The following is a 17,250-nucleotide window of genomic DNA, read 5'->3' as shown; positions in this document are numbered from 1 at the left end:
TAATTCATAGTGTGAATCAGCGGATAAGGATCGAGATGAAGAAGTACAAACCGAAATCAGGTGAGAGAATTGAAATTGTTGAAGACTTTATCCCGCCAAAGGTCGAGCTTCCCTTCGAGTTTTCACCTGAACATTACCCTGTTTTGCTTCAAGAAGTGCTCGCGGCGTTTTATCCCTATCGACAAAAAGAAAATACAACTTACTTTGATGGGACTTTTGGGCGCGGTGGTCACTACTCGGCAATGAGATACGTGATTCCCCAGATGAAAGCCACGGTCATGGACCAAGATCTAGCCGCCATCAATCACGCAAAAACGAAATTCCAGACTGATGTCGAGAAGGGCCAGTTAAACGTAATACATGGAAACTTCTCGCAGTTTTCAGAACATAATCTAAAAAACTTTGATATGATGCTCTTAGATCTAGGTGTGAGTTCGCCGCAATTGGACCAGGCGGACCGAGGCTTTAGTTTTTATCACGATGGCCCCTTAGATATGCGAATGAATCAGCAACAAGGATTGACGGCTGAGATGCTAATTAATACGGCTTCTGAGGAAGAACTCATTCGAATCTTCAAAGAGTACGGCGAAGTCCATCGCCCGGCTCGTGTCGTGCGCGCGATCGTTCATGATCGTAAAGAAAAGGCATTTCAATCAACGAAACAACTTGCGGGTCTTATTGAGCGCGTGGATGGATGGCAAATCAAAGGCTTTCATCCCGCGACGAAATATTTTATGGCATTGCGATTGGCAGTGAATTCAGAGCTGGAAGTGGTTGAGCAGGCGATCCCTGCGATGATCAACGCTTTGAATCCCGGCGGTCGTTTGGCTGTGATCTCGTTTCATTCGCTGGAAGACCGTATCGTGAAAAACATCTTCAAAGGTTCGGAGAATCTTGGAAGAGCTGTGAATAAAAAAGTAATTGTTCCCACTCAGGAAGAGTGTGACAGAAATTCTCGCTCGCGTTCGGCGAAGCTAAGAATCTTCGAGAGGAGTGCTCAGGATGAGCTCGGAAAACTTTAGGCAGTTAAAGCCTTTTTTCAGTATTCTACTTATCATCGCAACTTTGTTTTCTATCGTCTTCTTGCAGATGGAAGAACGTCGCATGGGTTACAGCGTTCTTAAACTCACTCGCGAACATAAAAAAGTGTGGGAAGAAAAACGCGTGAAAGAAATCGCCTTAGCGAAAATCACGCGCCCGCAGCTTTTGGACAGCGTCGCTCAACAAAAGTTCACTCTTAAAAAAGTTCAGGCCAATCAGATCATTCATCTGAGCGGAGCCCTTTCGGAAGAAGTGGATAAAGTTGTGAACAAAGGTATTGCGAAAAAGGATCTGTAATTGAAATCACGTATTGTTGTTATCTTTGTAGGTATTTTAGCTCTGTGGTCGATGCTGATCTTGCGTGCCGGTTATTTGCAATTCTTGCCGAATGATCGTTTGAACTCTTTGCAGAATCGCCAGTTTCAAACCAAAGTAACCTTGCAAGCCCGCCGGGGAGCGATTGTGGATAGCAATGGTCGTGATCTAGCGATGTCGACAACGGCGTACTCGTTGTATGCCGATCCAAAAATTTTAGAGAATAAAAAACTCGCGGCAAAAAAATTGTCCAAAGTTTTAAACCAATCTTATGAATCCGTTTACACAAAAATCAAAGACGGCAGCCGTCGTTTTGTGTGGATTCAAAGAATGTTGGAACAAGACAAAGCTGATGAAATCAAATCTTGGGACATGCGCGGTCTTTCTTTTGTTGAAGAGTGGCGCCGCGTTTACCCGAATGAAACTTTGCTTGCGCAGACTTTGGGATTCTTAGGCAGTGAAGGCCAAGGACTTGAAGGCTTGGAACTTGGTTACAATCAAATTCTTGCGGGCAACCAAAAGAAAGTTTCCGTGAAACGTGATGCGCGTGGAAGACCTCTGATCAACGACGGGCTTATGTTCATTGAAAATCCTGAGGGAAATGAACTGCGTCTGACAGTGGATTCAGAACTGCAATACCGTCTTGAAAGTGAACTTGCAAACGCGGTTTCGACGTTTGAAGCCGATCATGCGGTTGGCGTTATTTTAGATGCAAAGACTTCGGCGGTTTTAGCTTTGGCTTCAGCACCTACGTTCGATGTAAATAAAGCGGGTAAAGCTCAGGCAGAGTACCGTCGTAATAAAATTGTGACAGATGCTTTTGAGCCAGGTTCGACAATGAAGACCTTTGTGATTGCATCGGCTCTTCGCGATTCCTTGGTGCAACCAAACACAAAGTTCTACTGTGAAAAAGGAAGCTTTAAAGTCGGCGACCGTATTATCAGAGAGGCCGAAACCAAAGAAAAATTTGAAGACCTTACAGTTTCAGAAATTCTTGCTGTGTCATCGAATGTCGGAACAACCAAGATCGCTTTCAAAATGGGAGCCGATCGTCTGCGCCAAGGTCTTTTGGATTTTGGTTTCGGTCAAAGATTGGGTGCGGATCTTCCGGGGGAAGCGCGCGGTATGGTGCAAGCTCTTCCTTGGCGTCAGCATTTATTAAGTAATATTTCTTTTGGTCATGGTATCTCTGTCACTCCTTTGCAGATGGCCAATGCGTTTGCAGCGATCGCCAACGGTGGCGTTTTAAATACGCCCTACATCGTTCAATCAGTTCGTGATGCGGAAACGGGAATCCTAACGGAAACTCCTGTGAAGCCGATCCGTCGTGTGTTAACTCCAGAGCAAGCAGCACAAATGCGCGCGATGCTTGTCGGTGTGACGACGAAAGGCGGAACTGGTGGAAATGCGCGTGTTGATGGATTTATGGTCGGTGGTAAAACAGGAACGGCGCAAAAGGTAAATCCGAATGGACGTGGTTATCTTAAAGGCGCTTATGTTTCTAGCTTCGGTGGATTTATTCCAGCTAATGATCCGAAGTTTGTGATTTACATCGCAGTCGATTCTCCAAGAAAAGCTTATTACGGTGCGACGGTAGCGGCTCCTCTATTTTCGCGCATGGCCTCATACGCTGTTCGTAAAGAAGGTATTGCGCCACTTCCGATGGCTGAAGAATCTACGGTGAATCCAAAACTCCGTAAGATCGCCGCGGAAACAAAACCAATTCCAAAAGTTCAACCGAAAGAAGTTTTAACTGCGGCAGAGTTGGACAAGGTCACTGCGGTTGCAACGGGAGAAACAGTTCCTAACTTTATGAACATGACCACACGTGAAGTTCTTCGTCGTATCAATGGCCAAGATATCAAAGTGAAATTTATCGGTCAGGGCACAGTCAATGAAGTCTCTCCGAATGTCGGTTCTCCACTTCCAGAGAGCAAAGAAGTCACCGTCATTTTAAAATAAAAATTCGCGATTCGGACCCCGAGGTAAGAAGTCAAGGGGTTCGCAAGGTTTTTAACTCTGGTCACACGCTTGCAAAGCCTCTTCTAAGTTGAAATTGAAATTGCCAAGGAGCGATAAGATGATCCTCGCCGGGATTCTTATTGCTCTCTTTGCAACCTTGAATGAAAGTGGCTGGTATGCAAGCAGACGTTGTGGTTCCTGATACGGATATTCTTAAAAAGTATTTCAATTTGTCGCAGTTTCGTCGCGGACAAAAGGAAATCATCGACGCTGTTCTTGCTAAAAAAGACGTTCTTGCCGTTTTGCCTACCGGAGGCGGAAAGTCTTTGTGTTATCAGTATCCCGCAGTTCATTTGCAAAAATTGGTTGTCGTGATTTCACCATTGATCGCTTTGATGAAAGATCAAGTGATGGCACTGCAAAGACACGGTATTCCTGCGGGCTGTTTGCACTCCGGCCAATCCGACGATGAAAAAAGAGAAGTCTTTGCAGAGCTCAATAAAGGCGGTGCCTTTGTTTTGTATTTATCTCCAGAGCGTGCGCAAAAAGAAGGCTTCCAAAAATGGATTCAGCAACGCCAAATCGGTTTGTTTGCTGTCGATGAAGCGCACTGTGTTTCGCAATGGGGTCATGACTTCCGTGAAGAGTATGCGCAGTTAAGCATTCTTAAAAAACTGTGTCCGCATGTTCCGGTTCTGGCTTTGACGGCGTCGGCGACTCCTACGGTGTTGGACGATATTTCCAAACAGTTAAACCTGCAAAAGCCTGAGCGCATGGTCCACGGGTTTTATCGTTCTAATTTGTATTATCAAGTAGAGCTTTGTGAAAACGAAGACGCGAAAGTGGATTTTCTTTTACAAAGTATTAAGAACACACCGTCAGGAAGAATCATCGTTTACTGCGGAACTCGGAAGATCACAGAGTCGATAGCGGTTTTGTTAGAAAAGAAATTTGCGCAAGTGGGTTTTTATCACGCAGGACTTTCTGCTGAAACAAGAGCGCAAACTCAAGATGCTTATGCCCATGGTGACTTAAGAATTCTTGTGGCGACAAATGCATTCGGTATGGGCATTGACCAACCGGATGTGCGTTTGGTGGTGCATTACCAAATTCCTGCAAACATTGATGCTCTTTATCAAGAGATGGGGCGCGGTGGTCGTGACGGTGATGAGTCCACATGTCTGACCTTGTATTCGAAAAAAGACAAAGGTTTGCAGTCTTATTTCATTCATAATTCCGAAGCACCTGAAGAAATCAAAAGTGCCCGTTGGCGCAACCTCGATGCTTTAGTGAACTATGCTGAGGGCGGCGAGTGCCGTCACGCAGAGATCTTGACGTATTATAAAGATTCCCAACGCATCGAGCGCTGTGGGCATTGTGATTCTTGCGATCCGAAATCATCTCGTCGTGTTTTAAAGCCGATCACACCGTTTGTGAAGCTGGATCAAACTTTGGAAGTGATCAAATCCACTTTAAAGAAAACGAAAAAGTCCAAGGCTTCTGATCTTGAGCTTGATGATGTTCAAGAAGAGCGTTTTGAGAAGCTTAAAAAATGGCGCAAAGAAAAAGCCAAAGAGCTCGATGCTCCGGCCTTTGTGGTTTTCAGTGATCAGACTTTAAAACATCTGGCGATTAAAAATCCACGCAGTCTTGATGAAATGCGCTCCGTGTACGGCATTGGTGATGCCAAGCTTGAAAAGTTTGGCTGGGATGTTTTGGCCGAACTGACTTAAGCCTTTTTAGAAAGCAAAGAAGTCAGTTTCTCGGGCTGAAGGTTTTCAATAAACTCACAGACGATAGCACTTTTGCTGACTTTTAAAACGGTGGCGGGCAGATACTGATCCTGAATTTTGATAAGCACTGCAATCTTTGCAGGAAGATCCGCGACTGAAAACGGCGTGAACATCACAAAACCTTTTTCCGAAATTTTATAAATATGGCCAAAGATCACGCCATTTCCAAACTCCAGGGATGCAGGTAAGTTGGTGGCTTTATAGTTTTCTTTGTCAGACTTAAAAACAGAACGAAATAGCTTTACCATCGGAGCAATTTTCGTCCCCAATGCGGCCAAACATCAAGTCCCGTTCTTCAACGTAAAAGGTTTTTCTGTTCGGTGTAAACGAGCAAACGGATTGTTATATATCACTTTCGGTCTCACGAATTGATACTTTAAAAGACAAGTACCAAGTTGTCGGATGGCTGACATAATTCTTTTATGGAAACTCTTTTCTCTAAAGACCATATTGTCAAAACCCTGAAAGAAGCGCTGGAAGCGCATCCGCAAATCCAAGCAGCTTGGCTTGGTGGTTCTACGGCAACCGGATTTGAAGACGATCTTTCCGATACGGACATCGTTGCGATTTGTGAAAATCCTGGCATCGTTTTTCAGCAAATTGAAAAGGCACTGCCTGTTATTTCCTCCGTGAGCCATGTTTGGAAAGTCGAAGATTCCCCTTGGAAAAACTTTGCGCAAAAATTTTATGTTTTTGATGAGGGGCCTGAAACTTACTATATCGATGCCGGTGTTTTTCAAAGTTTGAATCCTCAAGACTATCAGGAGTTTTTCAATACGGATCGGCACGGAGACCCCGTCATTCTTTTTGATAAAAAGAATATTTTAAAAGAGGCTTCGAAGGCGCCCAAATATGAAACGCCTAAGAACCTGGATTTTAAAAACTGGATCGCCCGTTTTGAAGTCCTGTACCGCACTTTTTTGAAAGAAGCGGAGCGCGGAAAATTCATCGATAGTTTTATTTTTTATCAGCGTTTGGTGACGATGTGGGTGCAACTGCAAAGGCATTTGAAAACTCCACAGAAGCATGATTTTGGCATGCGCTATATCTATCGTGATTTTGAATTGTCAGAAGCAAAACTGATTGAAAAGTATTTGCAAGGAACAGATATCAAAACCTTCAAAGAGCAGGCGGCGGATATTCGGGCACGTGTTTTAACTCTGCAAAAAGAACAAGGATTGTAAAAAATGAAAGTTCTCGTTATCGGTGGCACAAGATATTTTGGAAAAAGATTGGTTCATTCTTTAATCAACGAAGGACATGAAATCTGGATAGTCTCTCGCGGGCAAGTGGAAGACGATTTCGGCGCCAAAGTGCATCGTCTAAAGGCAGATCGTAACAATAAGTCAGAGCTTGTTAAAGCTGTCGACAGACTTAAGTTCGATGTCGTGGTTGATCAAGTGTGCATGAATGCGGAACAAGCGAAGGCCGCTGTTGAGATCTTTGCGGAGAAGACTCCGTTCTACATTATGACTTCGACAATGTCCGTTTACAATTGGGGCGCAAATCTTCGTGAAGAAGAAGTGAATCCGTTCATGTACCACGCGCAAACTCCAAAAAACCCGATGGAAGAATACGCCGAAGGAAAAAGATCCGCAGAAAATGTTTTCGCGAATCAAAACTTTTTTAAATGGGCCTTTGCGCGTTTCCCTGTCGTTGTCGGCGAAGACGACTATACTTTGCGATTGTATAATCAAGTGAAGAGAGTCAAAGAGGGTTCTCCAATTTATTATCCGAACTTAGAAGCGCGTTTTTCATTTATCACTTCTGAAGATGCCGCAAGATCTTTGCTGTGGTTGATTCATGGAAGACGCGAAGGAATTTTCAATTTTGCATCAGAAGATGTTTTAAAACTCGGTGATCTCGTTGGAATGATTGAAAAGATGACTGGTAAAAAAGCCAACCTTTTAAAGGAACCCTCAGAAGAAGCTTGGTCTCCGTTTGGCATTCCTTCGGATTGGTTTATGAACGTCGAGAAAGCCAAAGCCGAAGGATTTCAAGCAAAGCCCCTCAAAGAGTGGATGGGGCCGCTTCTGCAGAAAATGAATTAAATATTATTTAAGTATTCGCCGATTTTCATAATAGTTTGCGTGGGGATTTCGTGTCCTCCACGGAAACTTTGCAAAGAGCCTTTCATTCCGGCTTGCGTGAGCAAAGTTTCAAGCTGGCGAGCTTGTTTGATTCCTAAAACAGGGTCCATTTCGCCATGACTTTGGAAGAAACGTTGGCCAGCGCGATTTGGAGCTAATTTTTTCCACTCTTCTTGGTGCAAAAGAGTTCCCGACATAATCACAAGACCTTTGGGAGTTTCCGGTGCACGCAAATAAAGTTCTGTGGCGAGCATGGCTCCCTGACTAAAACCGCCTAAAACAATTTGATTCCAAGGAACTTTAAGCTGACGGATCATTTCCATGGCAGCATCGTAAGCTTTCGGAAGACCTTTCGGCGTATCATTGCTGAAGTCGCGGTGTTCCCCACGCTCTGCAGCTCGCTGGATTTCCATCATATCAATCGTCCACCATGCGCGTCCCATCCAAGCGGGGCCAATAGGAACTTCCAAAATTCCATTCGGGAAAAGCCAGTTGTATGTTTGCTTGGTGGAGATCATTTCTCCTAAAGAAAACAGGTCATTGCAGTCGGCGCCAAAGCCGTGAAAAAAGAGCACCCAAGGCGCGTTATCGTCATTATTTATTTCTTGGCAATGTATCTTTCCGAGTTGTCTCATAACTCAGTCATACGCTATTCTTTCTAGCGAGTCTATGAAGCTAAACCAATTATTTTCTGTCTTTTCTGGCCTTCCTGAAGAGTCTCTTCCGCAAGATGTAGAGCTCTCTGGGATTTTTAACGATGCGCGCATGGTTGTGCCGGGATCGGTTTTTGTTGCAATTCGCGGCAGCAAGCTTGATGGACATAGTTTTATTCACGATGCGATCGCCAAAGGAGCGGCAGCTCTTGTTGTCGAAGATCGCACTACGGTTCCTACAGAGTTTTCTGGTTTTGTTTTGCAAGTTCCTAATACGCGCGAGGCTTTGGATATTTTAGCGAGTCGGTTTTATCTCGATCCAGGCCAGGAACTTTTCTGTGTCGGTGTGACGGGAACCAACGGAAAAACTTCTGTGACTTACATGACAGAAGCGATTTTAAACGAGGGCCGTATTCCTACCGGAGTGATCGGAACTGTGAATCATCATTTAGGCGATAAAGTTTGGCCTTCGGAGATGACAACACCGGATCCCATCTTTTTGCAAAAGCGTTTACGTGAGTTTCGTTCTGAGGGAGCACTGGCCGTGGCGATGGAAGTCTCCTCACACGCTTTGGATCAGAAGCGCGTTGATAGTGTTCCCTTTAACACCGTGATCTTTACAAATCTCACACGCGATCATCTCGATTATCACGGCACCATGGATCACTATCTTGAAGCCAAGCAAAGGCTTTTCACGGATCTTTTGTGGAAGACGGAAAAGCGTCCTTGTTACGCCATAATCAACACGGCAGATAAATATGGCCGCCGATTGCGCGTGGCAGACCCGGCAGTTCTTTGGACTTATGGAGCCAGTGATTCTGACATTCGCTATGAAATTCTAAAAATGGATTTCGCGCTGACGCATTTTAAAGTGCAAACTCCCTTGGGAGAAGGTGAAGTTCATCTGCCGATGTCAGGAATTCACAACGTGATGAATGCATTAGCGGCTTTGGGCGCAGGGCTTTCTGCGGGATTGCCTTTGTCAGTTTGTATTTCGGCGCTTAATAAATTCACCGGAGTGCCAGGACGTTTGCAGTCTGTTCCGAACGATCAAAATCTTTCTATTTTTGTGGATTATGCGCATTCTCCGGATGCTCTGGAAAATGTTCTAACGGCGATTCGCACTGTGCGTGAGAATTTAAAATCTTCTGCACGCATCTGGACAATCTTTGGTTGCGGCGGAGATCGCGATAAAGGCAAGCGTCCTTTGATGGCACAGATGTCTTTAAAATACTCTGACCAAGTCGTGATCACTTCGGACAATCCGCGCACCGAAGATCCGCAAGCGATTATCAAAGATATTTTGGTTGGAGTCGCGGGGGCTGATAAAGCCAAGACTTCCGTGATCGTGGATCGCAAGGAAGCCATTCATCAAACTATTCAAAAAGCTCAACCTGGCGATGTCATTCTCATCGCAGGCAAAGGGCACGAAGATTATCAGATTATAGGCAAAGACAAATTTCCTTTTAGCGACGTGAAAGTGGCAGAAGAGGCTTTGCAAGGGAGATAAAAACAATGAGAGCCATGGACGTGCAAACCATTGTCAGGGCCACGGGAGCACAAACGCTCAGCCTTGTTGAAAAGAATTTTGCGGGAATCGGAACAGATACACGCGCGGATTTAAAAGGACAGCTTTTTATTCCTCTAAAAGGGGACGCTTTTGATGCGCATCAGTTTTTAGAAAAGGCAGTTCAACAAGGGGCCACAGGTCTTCTTGTGCACGAAGAAAACGAGCAAGTGCAAAAGCTGAAGGGCCAAGTCACGATTCTGAAAGTGCCTGATACTTTGAAAGCTTTGCAGCGTTTGGGGACTTGGGCTCGTCGTGAATCTCACGCAAAAGTTTTAGGAATCACAGGTTCTAACGGAAAAACCACGACAAAAGAGTTTACAGCTGCTTTGTTAGGAACGACATTGAACGTTCACTACAACAAAGGAAGCTTTAACAATCATTGGGGTGTTCCGTTTACACTTTTGCAACTGCCACCAACTAAAGATGTGGCGATTGTTGAAATGGGAATGAATCATGCGGGCGAGCTCACAGAGTTGGTTCACATTGCAGAGCCTGACGTTGTTGTCTGCACGATGGTGGGACGCGCACACATGGAATTTTTTGGCACGATTGAAAAAGTCGCTGAAGCCAAAGAAGAAATTTACGAAGCAGCTGGTCCAAACACCATTCGCATCTATAATCTCGACAATGAGCAAACTCATAATATGTATGTGAAGGCTTGTGAAAAGTATGATCATTCAAAACTCATGACGTTTTCTTCCGAAGATCCTCGTGCCGATGTGCACTTGATGATCAGTTCCATGACGATGAGTGAACTTTCCGTGAAAGGAAAGATCGGCGGTAAAGAAGGTGCTGCCGTCGTGCAAGTGTTTGGTTCACAAAACTTAACGAATCTTATGGCGGCGGCGTCTTTGGGGCTTGCGGCAGGAATGACTCCAGAGGAAATCTGGAAAGGCCTTCCTGAATGTAAAACAAATTGGGGACGCAATCAGCTTGTGCATCTAAAATCCGGCGCACAGATGATCTTTGATGCTTACAATGCCAATCCCGACAGTATGAAAGCTTTGATCGACAATATGAAACTTCTCACAGTGTCTGGTCGTAAAGTCGGTGTTTTTGGGCAAATGCGTGAACTGGGTTCTGCTTCCGCATCTTTGCATGAAGAACTGGGAACGTGGGTCGGCGCTGCGGGTTTTGATAAAGTTTATTTTATCGGTGATGACTATGAAGCGTTCTCTCGCGGTTTGAGCAAAGTGGGATATCAAAATCCCACTTTGATCGAAAAAGACTTTAAGGACGCTTCCGGACAGGATCTAGCACAATATCTGAAAGCGGGGGATATTGCGGTGGTAAAAGCCTCACGAGGGACAAAGCTTGAACGCTTCGTTTTTCCTTGTGAGCCTTTGGACTTTTCGGAGAAACAGTAGATGTCGAAGTACGCGGAGTTTTAAAAGACTCCGGCGTACTTGCAAAGAGAGCTAGGTACATAAGCCTACTCCCATCTGTGTTGGAATTTTTCGATCTTATCAATCAATTCTTTTTTCTGTTCCGGTGTCAGAGTCTTATGAAGAGCTGCCACCTTATTCAGATATTTATCGATTTTAGAATTCATACGTTCTTGGCGAGCTTTGATGTGCTCTTTGATTTTGGCTTTATCAAGATCGTCGGCCAGAATCATGCTTTTGAAATCGTCTTTCATCGACTTGCGCAGATTTTTTTCTTCAGCAAAATCTTTCTTAAGTTCTGAAGTGATATCTGTGAGCAAAGCTTTTTGTTGAGCATTAAAATCAAGTTTATCAGCGATTTTCTCACTGATCGCGGTCATGCGTTCTTCAGGACTTTTATGGCAACCAGCTAGGAAGCCGACACTGCCAATCGCAAAAAGAATTCCTAAAACCTTGGGCCATCTTCTTCTGTAATGATGGTGGTGATGGTGATGATGTCTCATAATTATATCCTCCGTAGTGGTTGATTTCTGAAATCAGTGTAGGTGATTTGGGAGCCAAGGTGGTTTCTGAGGTGTTAATGATTGTAACAAATTGTAACTGCTTGATTATCTTGGGAAAAAGCCTTTAGCGCCAAGAGCTTTTGGATTATGATGGGCCTATGAATCGCATACTTCTGATCGATGACGATCAAAAATTAGGTGAACTTCTAAAGCAGTATTTCAATCAGTTTGAACTGCAGATCGTGCAATCAATATTGCCATCAGAAGGTTTGCAACTTCTTAAGAAAGATAAAATCGATGCGATTATTTTGGATGTGATGTTGCCGGAGATGGACGGCTTTGAGGTTTGTAAAAAAATTCGCAGTTTTAGTGAAGTGCCGATCTTAATGCTCACAGCGCGTGGAGAAACTTCCGACAAGGTTCTTGGTCTTGAGTTGGGTGTTGACGATTATCTACCAAAACCTTTTGAAGCTCGCGAGTTGGTTGCAAGAATTAAAAGCCTGATTCGTCGTTCAAAAAAATCCTCTTCGTCTTCTTCAGGAAAATTAAAATCAGGCAGTCTGCTTTTAGATACGCAGTTGCGAGCGGCTTTCCTTGAGGGTCAGAATTTAAATCTCAGTACCCATGAGTATGAACTTTTAAAACTGCTGATGTCGCATCCCGGGCAAAGTCTTTCTCGCGATCGTATTATGGATGATCTGCGCGGCGTGGATTGGGAAGCTTACAATCGCAGTATCGATGTGGCGATCAGTCGTCTTCGTCAAAAACTTAAAGACCCAGCGAGGTTGCCTGTGTTTTTAAGAACCGTATGGGGTGAAGGATACTGCTTTATTGCTCCTGTGGAGGAAGTTCTGTGAGAACACATCATCGTCATCGTGACGCTTACAAACACCATCATAAGAAACATCGCCTAAAGAAAAAGCTTCTTTTCCGGATCTTCTTTACGTTTATGCTGACGGCTGTTCTTATCATTGGCGGCCTTGGCTGGTTGGTTCATTCTTTAAAACCCGATCATGGTTTTTCTCCAGTGGCAGAAAAGAATGCGGTTTTTTATCTTTCAGCTCTTCAGCAAAAGTTAAATTCTTCGCTGAATGAAAAAGGCATCGAAGATCTGTATAAAGATCTAAATCTTTATGTCCGTGTCGAAGGATTTGAAAACTTAGCAGATCAAAAAGGACTTCCTAGTTTTTCTGAGATAGAAAAAGAAGATGAACATTATTCTCCCAAGGTGGCCGTTGGAAAACATCACGAATATTTCTTTGCGGAACTTAAAGGGGCGTCGCCACGTACAGCGTGGTTTGTCTCAGCCAAAGAAATCCCTCGCGGTTTTGCGTTTCCATTCGTGGCTGTGGCTGGATTTATTTTCTTAATTCTGATCATGAGCTTTTTGACGATTCGTTGGATGATGTCGCCGATCAAAGTTCTTATGACAGGTGTAAAGAGAATCTCGATGGGGGATTTAAAATACCGCATTAAAACTCGCCAGGGCGGGGAGTTCCAAGTTCTTGGTGAAGCATTTAATAATATGGCTGACGGACTTGAGAAAATGGTTGCCGCGAAAGAACAGCTTCTAAGAGACGTCAGTCACGAGCTGCGCAGTCCCTTAACTCGCGTGGGTGTGGCCGTTGATTTATTAAAAGACGAAACAATCAAGGGATCTATTAAAGATGACCTTAAAAAGATGGACGAACTTGTTTCGGAAATTTTGGAATCCTACCGCTTGCGTGAGGGAGCTTCGTCATTAAAAAAATCTCCGACAGATTTAACGGAACTTGTGACTCACGTGGTGGAGGATTATAAAGACTCCGCTCCTGGAGTTCGTCTAGAAAATCCTGAAAATGTGTCGATCGTGATTGATCCAATGCAAATCGAGCGTGTGCTAAGAAATTTAATTGAGAATGCGATTAAATATGCAAAACCTCAATCTGCACCGATTGTCGTGACGTTGAATTTAGAAAAAGGCGACTGCGTTCTAAGAGTGAAAGACGACGGTGTCGGTATTGCCGAAAAAGATTTGCCGCACATCTTTGAGCCTTTCTATCGCGCTGATGCTGCGAGATCGCCTGGAAAATCAGGGTTTGGATTAGGACTTGCGATTGCAAAAACAATTGTTGAGGCTCACGGCGGCCATATCTTTGCGACAAGCCAAATAGGCCAAGGCTCTGAGTTCACAATTCATTTACCATTAGAGTAAAGAAAGCGCGGGCTTGTCACCCGCGCTGATTGAAGAAATTAAGCTGGAAGATCAAAAAGAATCATTTCTGAATCTTCTGAAGCAGTGATAGCGGCAGTTGAGATGTCAGTAGCTGCGATCGCATCACCGGTTTGAATTGCCTCACCATTGACTTGCACAGAGCCCTTCACAAGTTGCAGCCAAAGCTTACGACCTGCAGGAACTTTAAAGTCTAAATCTTCGGATTTTTTAAGACGGGAAATATACACATTGGCATCTTGGTTGATATCAATGGAACCATTCACTCCGTCTTTAGAAATCACATGCACAAGCTTTTGCGAGTTTAATTCTTTCTCGAAGGACTTCTGACCATAGCCAGGTTTCACTCCGCGTTTTTCCGGCGTGATCCAGATTTGGAAGAAATGCGTTTCATCCTTATCTTGATCGTTGTACTCCGAGTGCATGACTCCTGTACCGGCACTCATGCGTTGCACTTCACCCGGTTTAATCACCGTGACATTTCCCATGGAGTCTCTATGGCGAAGGCCACCGGAGATCACATAAGAAATGATTTCCATATCTCTATGTGGATGAGTGTCGAATCCCGTGCCGCCGGCGATGCGGTCTTCATTGATCACACGCAAAGGGCCAAAGCCCATGTGTTGGGGATCGTAATACTCAGCGAAAGAAAAAGTGTGGCGGGATTTAAGCCATCCATGTTCCGCAAGGCCTCTGTCGTTGGATTTTCTGATTGTAAGCATAAAAGCCTCCTGATGAATCTAGTATCGGCTTTTTCCGTATTGAAAGAAATTATTTAGTTTCTATGTTCTATATAAATTATATTAATATAGTTTAAGGGTTTTCAGAGGGAGGTCTGTTTTGACCATAGATCAGCTTGAGACGTTAGAAATGATCGTAGAAAAGGGCAGTTTTAAGGCGGCCTCGGAACATTTACACAAGACGCAGCCAAGTTTGAGTGTCGCTATTAAAAAGCTCGAAGAAGAATTTGATCTGCAGCTTTTTAACCGCGAAGAGTATCGGCCAAAGCTTACTCCGGAAGGTTTGGTTTTTTACAACTGGGCGAAGCAATGTCTTTATTCGTTTCGAGAACTCAAGACCGTCGGAACAGAATTGGGATCCAAAAAAGTTGAACCCTTTTTAACGATTGTTTTAGATCCGTTAGTCCGTTTTGAAGTTTTAACAGGGATTTTTCAAGAGACAGTTTTAAGCAAGCATCCCACCGAAATGACTTTTCGTTCTGAGATCATGACCGTCGGAGAAGAGTTGTTGCTTTCTGGTGAGGCAGATTTTTCCATCTCTACAAAGTCCTCTGATAACGACAAAATTGAGAGTGTGCCTTTTGATCGAATTGAAATGATTCCGGTGATTGCAAAAACTTTGGCAAAAAAGCATCCGGGCCTGACGTACAAATCTTTAAAGACCTGTCCTCAAGTGATCGTTCTTTCGCAAGGTGATAAGAGCAGTCTTCTTAAGGATGCAAAAGGTTTCGTGGCGGATTCCAAAAAATGTTTTGTGACGGATCACAGTTTGAAACACAAAATGATCGTCAATGGTTTTGGTTGGGGACGGCTTGCACGCAATGAAGTTGAAACCGATCTAAAAAAAGGTCATTTGGTAGAGATTCGCGACGAAAATATAAAACCTTTTACGTTGGATCTACATATCATGCGCATTAAGCACAAACCTATGGGGCCTATGGCGCGCGCCGTGTGGGAACAGCTTTTACAGAATGCGACTTTGAAGAATTCTAAGAAATCTGGGAAAAGAAATTAGATTTTGATTTCCAAGTACTGGCGTTGAACTTCCGCAACGCCATACTTGCGCTCAAGTCGGCGCACGATAAAGTGCCCTCGTGCCATATCTTGAAAGTGATTCATAAAGATAACGTTAATACCAGCGCCACCCAATGCGCCGATGAAAGGCATCATCTGTGCCGCCACTTTTTCCGTAACGACCAATTGAAATCGAGAAGCAATGCTCGCAAGAAGCCGGACAAGAAGAGGCGCGCTTTCATTGGCAATACCTCTTTCAATAAAAACTTTTGCGGCATCCGTAAACGTTTTTGCTAAAGCCGCGCGAGTCATCAGATATCCCGATCCTGCCGCGTCATCCGAGGTCGAATATCCACCAAAGGCAAAAACTTCCAGGCAAGCAAACTTTGTTTCGGGATCGCTGATGTCTTCACCTTCACTTTGCGCAATATCAATAATCGAACGCATGATCAGTGTTGTAGAAATTGGAAGTTCTACGGCCAAAGCTAACGGCCCAAAAAATCCACCAAGCCCGCCAGTGCCAGCCACCATCGCCTTGTGCGCAAAGTTGTTCGACTCTTTGCCATGGTTTTTTTCCATCGTAGAAGCAGCGACTTCAAAAGCCACATGAATAGATTTCTCCGTCGCCTTATGAACAGTTGACTGAATTTTCTTAGGCAAAAGAGTCAGACCCTTCTCAACCGGAGCTCCCACCTTCGCCGCAATCCGCGCCGTGAGACTCGGCTTCTCAAGAAGCTCATTCGCCATTCGCAAAAATTGAAGATCTACTGCATCCATAAGCTTTATTATATGAAAATATAAGGCTAAGGTCCAACAATTGCGCTCACGTTGCTCCAATGGCTGACTCGATGTAAAATAACAATATATTTAGTTCGTAGGAGGGCGTGTGCAGTTCAAAAACGCAAAGTGGTTCGTTGTAGGTTTATTTTTGATTTCCGGAAGTATTTCCTCTGCAGCTTCGTTCACTCTTTCTAAAGGTGCGGGCTATCAGCTTGAACCTCTTTATGGTTATGAAACTGTCTATCGCGATTATCCATCTCCGCATCTCAATACACGCTTGATGTACGGTGCGCGTCTCACGGCGGGAACGGATTTGATTTCCGGGGAACTTGAATACACGAAAGCCTCTGACACGGAGGACTTCTCAACAGCTCCTGAAAAAATCAGAACGGAAGATGAAAAATTAAAACTCGGTGTGCGCTCGACATATCGATTTAATAATTTTTTCTTCGCGACGGGGCGACTTGGTGGACAAGCGACAAAAGAAATCCGCAAAGAAACTTCAGGTGGAGTTGAGACCACCAAAGAAGAACCCGTTAAATACAATCCTTATGCAGGTGCGTCTCTTGGTGTGAAGTTGGGGCCTATCTCAGTGAATGTCAGCTCGACTGTGATTTTCAGAGACGGCGCTGATATGTCAAAGAATGACTATCAAAATACCGTCTCTGTCGGAGTGGGTTACTAAATTCCGGCTTGGCCAACCAAGTAGGCGGCTCGTTGCAAAGCGGGATTGGTAAAGATCTCGCTCAAACTCCAAGTCATCGTGTCGTCATCACGTTTTAAGATTTGATCTAAAAGAACCAACAAATCTTCCGAAGTAACAATACCGACAACTTCGTCATTTTTCGTAATCAAGAAGGCCGAAACTTTTTCTTCAATCATTGCGTCGACAACATCTCGAATAGGCGTTTCGATGCTGAAAGTTTTTATGGGCGAGCTCATCAACTGCTGAACCTTTGTTTCTGGTCCCGGAGTTCTAAGCAAGTCTCTGTCTGAAAGCATTCCGACGATATACTCTTCCTCTGCATCCATCACCGGCAAATGACGAATCCAATAATTCGTCATCAAACGATAAGCCTCAGCTGCCGTCGCATCCTGACTGACGGTTACAATTTTTCGAGTCATATGATCTTTAAGAGCCATTTTCATGGAGCCTCCTTTACACTGTGATTCTACCACTTTGCGAGAGGCT

Annotated in this window: 18 protein-coding genes; 12 read left to right on the top strand and 6 right to left on the bottom strand. The window is 44.3% G+C overall.

Annotated elements, in window-relative coordinates; translation table 11 throughout:
• Window positions 1–35: 35 nt before the first annotated feature.
• The 4 genes from rsmH to AAAA78_RS14945 all read left to right on the top strand — a co-directional run bounded on the left by rsmH (window position 36) and on the right by AAAA78_RS14945 (window position 5,051).
• Window positions 36–1,022, top strand: coding sequence for a 16S rRNA (cytosine(1402)-N(4))-methyltransferase RsmH (rsmH, locus tag AAAA78_RS14960; RefSeq protein ID WP_340592856.1), 987 nt, complete (start codon window positions 36–38; stop codon window positions 1,020–1,022).
• Window positions 1,003–1,338, top strand: coding sequence for a histidine kinase (locus AAAA78_RS14955; RefSeq protein WP_340592855.1), 336 nt, complete (start codon window positions 1,003–1,005; stop codon window positions 1,336–1,338). The genes rsmH and AAAA78_RS14955 overlap by 20 nt, the downstream gene beginning before the upstream one ends.
• The gene (locus AAAA78_RS14950) at window positions 1,339–3,318 is read left to right on the top strand and encodes a penicillin-binding transpeptidase domain-containing protein (protein WP_340592854.1); all 1,980 of its coding nucleotides are present in this window, start codon (window positions 1,339–1,341) and stop codon (window positions 3,316–3,318) included.
• A gap of 176 nt (window positions 3,319–3,494) precedes the next feature.
• Complete coding sequence (locus AAAA78_RS14945; RefSeq protein WP_340592853.1) at window positions 3,495–5,051, top strand: RecQ family ATP-dependent DNA helicase; 1,557 nt, start codon at window positions 3,495–3,497, stop codon at window positions 5,049–5,051.
• On the opposite strand, the gene AAAA78_RS14940 is transcribed toward AAAA78_RS14945, so the two are convergent.
• Complete coding sequence (locus AAAA78_RS14940; protein ID WP_340592852.1) at window positions 5,048–5,359, bottom strand: hypothetical protein; 312 nt, start codon at window positions 5,357–5,359, stop codon at window positions 5,048–5,050. The two genes, AAAA78_RS14945 and AAAA78_RS14940, sit on opposite strands and share 4 nt — an antisense overlap.
• A gap of 174 nt (window positions 5,360–5,533) precedes the next feature.
• On the opposite strand from AAAA78_RS14940, the gene AAAA78_RS14935 reads away from it, so the two are divergent.
• Window positions 5,534–6,295: a hypothetical protein gene (locus AAAA78_RS14935; protein WP_340592851.1), complete on the top strand. Its 762-nt coding sequence runs from the start codon at window positions 5,534–5,536 to the stop codon at window positions 6,293–6,295.
• A 3-nt stretch (window positions 6,296–6,298) separates the two neighbouring features.
• The gene (locus AAAA78_RS14930) at window positions 6,299–7,162 is read left to right on the top strand and encodes an NAD-dependent epimerase/dehydratase family protein (RefSeq protein ID WP_340592850.1); all 864 of its coding nucleotides are present in this window, start codon (window positions 6,299–6,301) and stop codon (window positions 7,160–7,162) included.
• On the opposite strand, the gene AAAA78_RS14925 is transcribed toward AAAA78_RS14930, so the two are convergent.
• A complete protein-coding gene (locus tag AAAA78_RS14925) occupies window positions 7,159–7,836 on the bottom strand; it encodes an alpha/beta hydrolase (protein ID WP_340592849.1) in 678 nt (225 codons plus the stop codon). The genes AAAA78_RS14930 and AAAA78_RS14925 overlap by 4 nt on opposite strands.
• Before the next feature lie 34 nt (window positions 7,837–7,870).
• Here AAAA78_RS14925 and AAAA78_RS14920 point away from each other — a divergent pair, with 34 nt between their 5' ends.
• Both AAAA78_RS14920 and AAAA78_RS14915 read left to right on the top strand, forming a co-directional pair.
• Window positions 7,871–9,364, top strand: coding sequence for a UDP-N-acetylmuramoyl-L-alanyl-D-glutamate--2,6-diaminopimelate ligase (locus tag AAAA78_RS14920; protein ID WP_340592848.1), 1,494 nt, complete (start codon window positions 7,871–7,873; stop codon window positions 9,362–9,364).
• Between the two features lie 5 nt (window positions 9,365–9,369).
• Window positions 9,370–10,791: a UDP-N-acetylmuramoyl-tripeptide--D-alanyl-D-alanine ligase gene (locus AAAA78_RS14915; protein WP_340592846.1), complete on the top strand. Its 1,422-nt coding sequence runs from the start codon at window positions 9,370–9,372 to the stop codon at window positions 10,789–10,791.
• 65 nt (window positions 10,792–10,856) lie between these two features.
• Here AAAA78_RS14915 and AAAA78_RS14910 read toward each other — a convergent pair whose 3' ends face one another.
• Entirely contained in the window at window positions 10,857–11,312 is a 456-nt protein-coding gene (locus tag AAAA78_RS14910) for a Spy/CpxP family protein refolding chaperone (RefSeq protein ID WP_340592845.1), read from the bottom strand.
• Window positions 11,313–11,470: 158 nt separating this feature from the next.
• Here AAAA78_RS14910 and AAAA78_RS14905 point away from each other — a divergent pair, with 158 nt between their 5' ends.
• Both AAAA78_RS14905 and AAAA78_RS14900 read left to right on the top strand, forming a co-directional pair.
• On the top strand, window positions 11,471–12,169 hold the full coding sequence (locus AAAA78_RS14905) for a response regulator transcription factor (protein WP_340592844.1): 699 nt from the start codon (window positions 11,471–11,473) through the stop codon (window positions 12,167–12,169).
• Window positions 12,166–13,506 (top strand): HAMP domain-containing sensor histidine kinase, encoded by a 1,341-nt coding sequence (locus AAAA78_RS14900; protein ID WP_340592843.1) that lies wholly within the window; start codon window positions 12,166–12,168, stop codon window positions 13,504–13,506. Before AAAA78_RS14905 ends, AAAA78_RS14900 begins: the two co-directional genes overlap by 4 nt.
• Window positions 13,507–13,544: 38 nt before the next feature.
• Here AAAA78_RS14900 and AAAA78_RS14895 read toward each other — a convergent pair whose 3' ends face one another.
• Window positions 13,545–14,246, bottom strand: coding sequence for a pirin family protein (locus AAAA78_RS14895; RefSeq protein ID WP_340592841.1), 702 nt, complete (start codon window positions 14,244–14,246; stop codon window positions 13,545–13,547).
• Between the two features lie 118 nt (window positions 14,247–14,364).
• Between AAAA78_RS14895 and AAAA78_RS14890 the strand changes: the two genes are divergently transcribed.
• Window positions 14,365–15,279 (top strand): LysR family transcriptional regulator, encoded by a 915-nt coding sequence (locus AAAA78_RS14890; protein WP_340592840.1) that lies wholly within the window; start codon window positions 14,365–14,367, stop codon window positions 15,277–15,279.
• On the opposite strand, the gene AAAA78_RS14885 is transcribed toward AAAA78_RS14890, so the two are convergent.
• The gene (locus AAAA78_RS14885) at window positions 15,276–16,055 is read right to left on the bottom strand and encodes an EcsC family protein (RefSeq protein ID WP_340592839.1); all 780 of its coding nucleotides are present in this window, start codon (window positions 16,053–16,055) and stop codon (window positions 15,276–15,278) included. The genes AAAA78_RS14890 and AAAA78_RS14885 overlap by 4 nt on opposite strands.
• A 109-nt stretch (window positions 16,056–16,164) precedes the next feature.
• On the opposite strand from AAAA78_RS14885, the gene AAAA78_RS14880 reads away from it, so the two are divergent.
• Entirely contained in the window at window positions 16,165–16,743 is a 579-nt protein-coding gene (locus AAAA78_RS14880; protein WP_340592838.1) for a hypothetical protein, read from the top strand.
• Here the strand turns inward: AAAA78_RS14880 and AAAA78_RS14875 are convergent.
• Window positions 16,740–17,207: a CBS domain-containing protein gene (locus tag AAAA78_RS14875; protein ID WP_340592837.1), complete on the bottom strand. Its 468-nt coding sequence runs from the start codon at window positions 17,205–17,207 to the stop codon at window positions 16,740–16,742. The two genes, AAAA78_RS14880 and AAAA78_RS14875, sit on opposite strands and share 4 nt — an antisense overlap.
• Window positions 17,208–17,250 lie beyond the last annotated feature (43 nt).

It is taken from the genome of Bdellovibrio sp. BCCA (assembly GCF_037996825.1).
Lineage (GTDB): Bacteria > Bdellovibrionota > Bdellovibrionia > Bdellovibrionales > Bdellovibrionaceae > Bdellovibrio.
The sequence above is the reverse complement of the archived record's forward strand: the minus strand, read 5'-3'. Positions and strand labels throughout refer to the sequence as shown.

Bases quoted from the DNA above. Each gene is read 5' to 3' on its own strand.
- rsmH (WP_340592856.1), top strand. From the start codon at position 36: ATGAAGAAGTACAAACCGAAATCAGGTGAGAGAATTGAAATTGTTGAA.
- AAAA78_RS14955 (WP_340592855.1), top strand. From the start codon at position 1,003: ATGAGCTCGGAAAACTTTAGGCAGTTAAAGCCTTTTTTCAGTATTCTA.
- AAAA78_RS14945 (WP_340592853.1), top strand. From the start codon at position 3,495: ATGCAAGCAGACGTTGTGGTTCCTGATACGGATATTCTTAAAAAGTAT.
- AAAA78_RS14940 (WP_340592852.1), bottom strand. From the start codon at position 5,359: ATGGTAAAGCTATTTCGTTCTGTTTTTAAGTCTGACAAAGAAAACTAT.
- AAAA78_RS14935 (WP_340592851.1), top strand. From the start codon at position 5,534: ATGGAAACTCTTTTCTCTAAAGACCATATTGTCAAAACCCTGAAAGAA.
- AAAA78_RS14930 (WP_340592850.1), top strand. From the start codon at position 6,299: ATGAAAGTTCTCGTTATCGGTGGCACAAGATATTTTGGAAAAAGATTG.
- AAAA78_RS14925 (WP_340592849.1), bottom strand. From the start codon at position 7,836: ATGAGACAACTCGGAAAGATACATTGCCAAGAAATAAATAATGACGAT.
- AAAA78_RS14920 (WP_340592848.1), top strand. From the start codon at position 7,871: ATGAAGCTAAACCAATTATTTTCTGTCTTTTCTGGCCTTCCTGAAGAG.
- AAAA78_RS14915 (WP_340592846.1), top strand. From the start codon at position 9,370: ATGAGAGCCATGGACGTGCAAACCATTGTCAGGGCCACGGGAGCACAA.
- AAAA78_RS14910 (WP_340592845.1), bottom strand. From the start codon at position 11,312: ATGAGACATCATCACCATCACCACCATCATTACAGAAGAAGATGGCCC.
- AAAA78_RS14905 (WP_340592844.1), top strand. From the start codon at position 11,471: ATGAATCGCATACTTCTGATCGATGACGATCAAAAATTAGGTGAACTT.
- AAAA78_RS14895 (WP_340592841.1), bottom strand. From the start codon at position 14,246: ATGCTTACAATCAGAAAATCCAACGACAGAGGCCTTGCGGAACATGGA.
- AAAA78_RS14885 (WP_340592839.1), bottom strand. From the start codon at position 16,055: ATGGATGCAGTAGATCTTCAATTTTTGCGAATGGCGAATGAGCTTCTT.
- AAAA78_RS14875 (WP_340592837.1), bottom strand. From the start codon at position 17,207: ATGAAAATGGCTCTTAAAGATCATATGACTCGAAAAATTGTAACCGTC.